At 62.9% G+C, this 3,706-nt stretch carries 5 protein-coding genes; 3 read left to right on the top strand and 2 right to left on the bottom strand.

All coding sequences use genetic code 11. From position 1 onward, the window contains the following. Positions 1–357: 357 nt before the first annotated feature. Positions 358–798 carry a type II toxin-antitoxin system RatA family toxin gene (locus VJ811_RS06455; protein WP_324071438.1) on the bottom strand — a complete coding sequence of 147 codons (441 nt, stop codon included), beginning with the start codon at positions 796–798 and terminating at the stop codon, positions 358–360. A 7-nt stretch (positions 799–805) separates the two neighbouring features. Further along, the gene (gene lipA / locus VJ811_RS06450; protein WP_324071437.1) at positions 806–1,741 is read right to left on the bottom strand and encodes a lipoyl synthase; all 936 of its coding nucleotides are present in this window, start codon (positions 1,739–1,741) and stop codon (positions 806–808) included. A 62-nt stretch (positions 1,742–1,803) separates the two neighbouring features. On the opposite strand from lipA, the gene VJ811_RS06445 reads away from it, so the two are divergent. The 3 genes from VJ811_RS06445 to VJ811_RS06435 all read left to right on the top strand — a co-directional run. Then, the gene (locus tag VJ811_RS06445; protein ID WP_324071436.1) at positions 1,804–2,442 is read left to right on the top strand and encodes a carbonic anhydrase; all 639 of its coding nucleotides are present in this window, start codon (positions 1,804–1,806) and stop codon (positions 2,440–2,442) included. A 13-nt stretch (positions 2,443–2,455) separates the two neighbouring features. Further along, entirely contained in the window at positions 2,456–3,034 is a 579-nt protein-coding gene (locus VJ811_RS06440) for a hypothetical protein (protein WP_324071435.1), read from the top strand. Between the two features lie 92 nt (positions 3,035–3,126). Beyond that, positions 3,127–3,706 (top strand): DUF899 family protein (locus VJ811_RS06435; RefSeq protein ID WP_324071434.1); only part of this gene is annotated, 580 nt, incomplete at its 3' end.

Below are 3,706 nucleotides of genomic sequence, written 5' to 3'. Positions count from 1 at the left end.
GGATCCCGACGATTATTTCACCCAGCGGGTGCAGTTCGAATCGACCGACCGCGCGGCGATCCGCCATGCGGCCACGCTGTTTGCGCTCGACCTGCTTCAGCCCGAAAGGGACGAGCTGCGGCCGTCGGAGGACATCGCGCTGCCGGCGACCTGAACCGCAGAATCTTGCAAGAACGGCTTAGCTATTCCGGTTACCTTTGCTGCGCTCGATCAAAAATTCGATCAAAGCAACACCCATCAGGAGTGATGCCGCCAAGAGAAAAGGCGCAACATGTTTGAAGGTCGCGTCGAAAAACGCGATAGAGATCAGGCAACCAGCGAACAGGCCCAGAGCTCCCCGAACGCGCCTGGGCATTCTCACGCCATAGCCCCATAAAGCTCGTCGGCGCGCGTTTCGAACGCCGCGATCATCTTGCGCAGCGCCTTGTCGAACATTTGCCCCGCGAGCGCTTCGAACATGCGGCTCCGGAACGAGAAATCGACGAGGAAATCGACGCGGCATCCCCCGCCCTCCGCGGGCTGGAAATGCCATTCGTTATTCAGATGTTTCATCGGCCCGTCGATGTAGCTCACGCAAACCTCGCGCGGCCGCTGCTTGTGGACGCGGCAAGAGAAGCTTTCGCGCAGCCCCTTGAAGCCGACGATCATGTCGGCGACCGCTTCATGCTCGCTGTCGCTGCGGAGGCGTAGCGCGACGACCCATGGCAGGAACTCGGGATAGCGCTCGATATCGGTGACGAGCGCGAACATCTGCTCGTCGCTGTACGGCAGGACGCGGGTTTCGTGGTGCCGAGGCAAAGTCCCGTCAGTCCGCCTTGACGCACGCCAGTTGCGCTTCGCGGGCTGCGCGCATCCGCTCGAAATCGTCGCCCGCATGATAGCTTGAACGCGTGAGCGGCGACGAGGCTACCTGCAGGAAGCCCTTGGCGCGCGCGATCTGCGCATAGGCGTCGAACGCCTGCGGCGTCACGAAGTCGATCACCTTCGCATGCTTCGGCGTCGGCTGGAGATATTGACCCATTGTCATGAAATCGATGTCGGCGCTGCGCATGTCGTCCATGACCTGATGCACCTCCATCCGTTCTTCGCCGAGGCCGAGCATCATGCCCGACTTGGTGAAGATCGACGGATCGCGGCGCTTCACGCTTTCGAGCAGGCGGAGCGACGCGTAATAGCGCGCGCCCGGGCGGATCGTCGGATAGAGCCGCGGGACGGTTTCGAGATTGTGGTTATAGACGTCGGGGCGCGCATCGACGATCGCCGCGACCGCGCTTTCGGGCTTGTTACGGAAATCGGGCGTCAGGATTTCAATCGTCGTCTGCGGCGTTTCGCGGCGCAGCGCGTTGATGACCTTCACGAACTGGCTCGCGCCACCGTCGGGCAAATCGTCGCGGTCGACCGATGTGATCACGATGTGGCTGAGCCCCATCTTCGCCGCCGCGATTGCGGTATGCTCGGGCTCGAGCAGATCGACGGGGCGCGGCATGCCGGTCTTGACGTTACAGAAGGCGCAGGCGCGGGTGCAGGTGTCGCCCAGAATCATCACCGTCGCATGCTTTTTGGTCCAGCATTCGCCGATGTTCGGGCACGCGGCCTCCTCGCACACCGTATGCAGGTTGAGCTCGCGCATCAGCTTGCGCGTTTCGGCGTAACCCGGGCTGGTCGGCGCCTTGACGCGGATCCAGTCGGGCTTGCGCTGGCGCTGGCTGGCAGTGGTGGCGGGTGATGCGGGAGCGTTCATTTCGCCCACATAGTCGTGCACGCGCCTCTTCTCAACCTCTCTACCTATGCTAAGGCGCCTCCATGACTGACTTTGCAGATATGATCGAGGGTTACCGGCGTTTCCGTAACGGCGGCTGGCAGCAACAGCGCGAACGCTGGAACGAACTCGCCGAAGGCCAATCGCCCAAGGTGATGATCATCGCCTGCTCGGACAGCCGATCCGAACCGTCGCAGATTTTCGACACCAGCCCGGGCGAAGTCTTCGTCGTCCGTAACGTCGCAGCATTGGTGCCGCCGTTCGAGACGACACCCGGACGTCACGGCGTCTCGGCCGCGCTCGAATTCGCCGTCCAGTTCCTGAAGGTCGAGGAAATCGTCGTGATGGGTCACGGCATGTGCGGCGGGTGCCACGCCGCGCTGCACCGTTCGATGGCGGGCGCCGAACCGGGACGCGGCGGATTTATCGCCGACTGGATCGCGATGCTCGACGACGCCAGCGAGCAGGTTCGCAGCGCACATCAGAACATCGACAACCGCGAAGCCGGCCGTGCGATGGAATTGGCAGCGGTGCGCGTAAGCCTTGACAATTTGAGGACTTTTCCCTGCATTCAGGAGAAGGAACGGCGCGGGACGCTGCGACTGCGCGGCGCTTTTTTCGCGATCAGCGACGGCGTGCTGCACCTGATGGACGAAACAACGGGGGAATTTCTGCCCGCCTGAACAGGAGAGCGATATGAGCAAGAATACATTCTGGGTCACCATGATCTTTGTCGCGGCGATTGTCGGGGCGCTCATGGGACCCGCCCTTGCCCAATCGCTCTCGACTGGCGCGATGCTGACCTTTTCGGCGGTCACGCTGGTTGCAATCATCGGGCTGATCATCTGGTCGCTGTCGAGCAACAAGTCGGGCAAGAAGGCCGATACCGCTACGCTCGCCGACGCCCGGACGATGCGCGCGCCCGAGGGAAAGGCACGTATCTATGTGACGCGCCGGGGCTTCGTTGCCGCGCTGCAGGGCATGAACATCACGCTCGACGAGACCGCAAGAGGCCAGATCAAGTCGGGGCAAATGCTGATGGCCGACGTCGAGCCGGGCACGCATCGGCTGCATGCCGCGATGGCCAAGGGTCTTATGGCCAATGCCGGCACGATCGAGCTTGAGGTCGGCGCCGGCGAAGTCGTCGTGATCGATGCAATGTTCGAAATGAGCGCGCTGAAGGGCGATGCCAAGCTGACGCGGCTGGAAGGCGCAAGGGCGCGCGAGAATGTGGGCGCGACCAAGCTGATCCTGTGGGAAGTCGCCCCCGGCTGATCGGCGACGAAACGACGCATATCTGCGGGCAGCGGTGAAACGCCGCTGCAACAATGATGCCCACGGCACGTTCTCCCGAAAAGGAGAATTGGATGGCCCTTCGCCAAACCCTGTCGGCTGCGCCGGCGCTTGCTTCACGTAGACGTGCTTTTCCTGGCGAAGACGAATCCTACACCAAGGCCCGAAAATCCCTGCTGGCCGAAGAAATCGACCTGCGGCGCAAGATGACGCGGATCGCCGAGCAGCGGCGCCAGCTGCCGCCGGGGCCGTTGATGAAGGATTACCGGTTCAAGGACGCGAACGGCGCCGAACTGGGGCTGGCCGAACTGTTCGGCGGGCACGATACGCTGGTCAGCTATTTCTGGATGTACGGCCCCGAGCGCGAGCGCCCCTGCCCGATGTGCACCAACTGGCTGGGCTCGGTCGATGGCAACGCCAACGACCTGAAGCAGCGCGTCGCGTTCAAGATCTTCGGCCGCAGCCCGGTCGAGCGGCAAAAGGCCTTTGCGCTCGAACGCGGATGGCAGGCGCTCGATTTCCTGCAGCTGGCCGGCGACGATTACGCCCGCGACTTCCGTCTGCTGAACGCCGACGGCGGCGAAAATCCCGCGCTCGCAGTGTTCAAGAAGAGCGGAAACGCGGTGCGGCTGTTCTGGAGAAGCGAGATGACGA

Origin of the sequence: Sphingopyxis sp. (assembly GCF_035250425.1) — a bacterium.
GTDB lineage: Bacteria > Pseudomonadota > Alphaproteobacteria > Sphingomonadales > Sphingomonadaceae > Sphingopyxis.
The sequence above is the reverse complement of the archived record's forward strand: the minus strand, read 5'-3'. Positions and strand labels throughout refer to the sequence as shown.

What these genes read in the sequence shown, in the direction of transcription:
- lipA (WP_324071437.1), bottom strand. Translation starts at nt 1,741, where the DNA reads ATGAACGCTCCCGCATCACCCGCCACCACTGCCAGCCAGCGCCAGCGC.
- VJ811_RS06445 (WP_324071436.1), top strand. Translation starts at nt 1,804, where the DNA reads ATGACTGACTTTGCAGATATGATCGAGGGTTACCGGCGTTTCCGTAAC.
- VJ811_RS06440 (WP_324071435.1), top strand. Translation starts at nt 2,456, where the DNA reads ATGAGCAAGAATACATTCTGGGTCACCATGATCTTTGTCGCGGCGATT.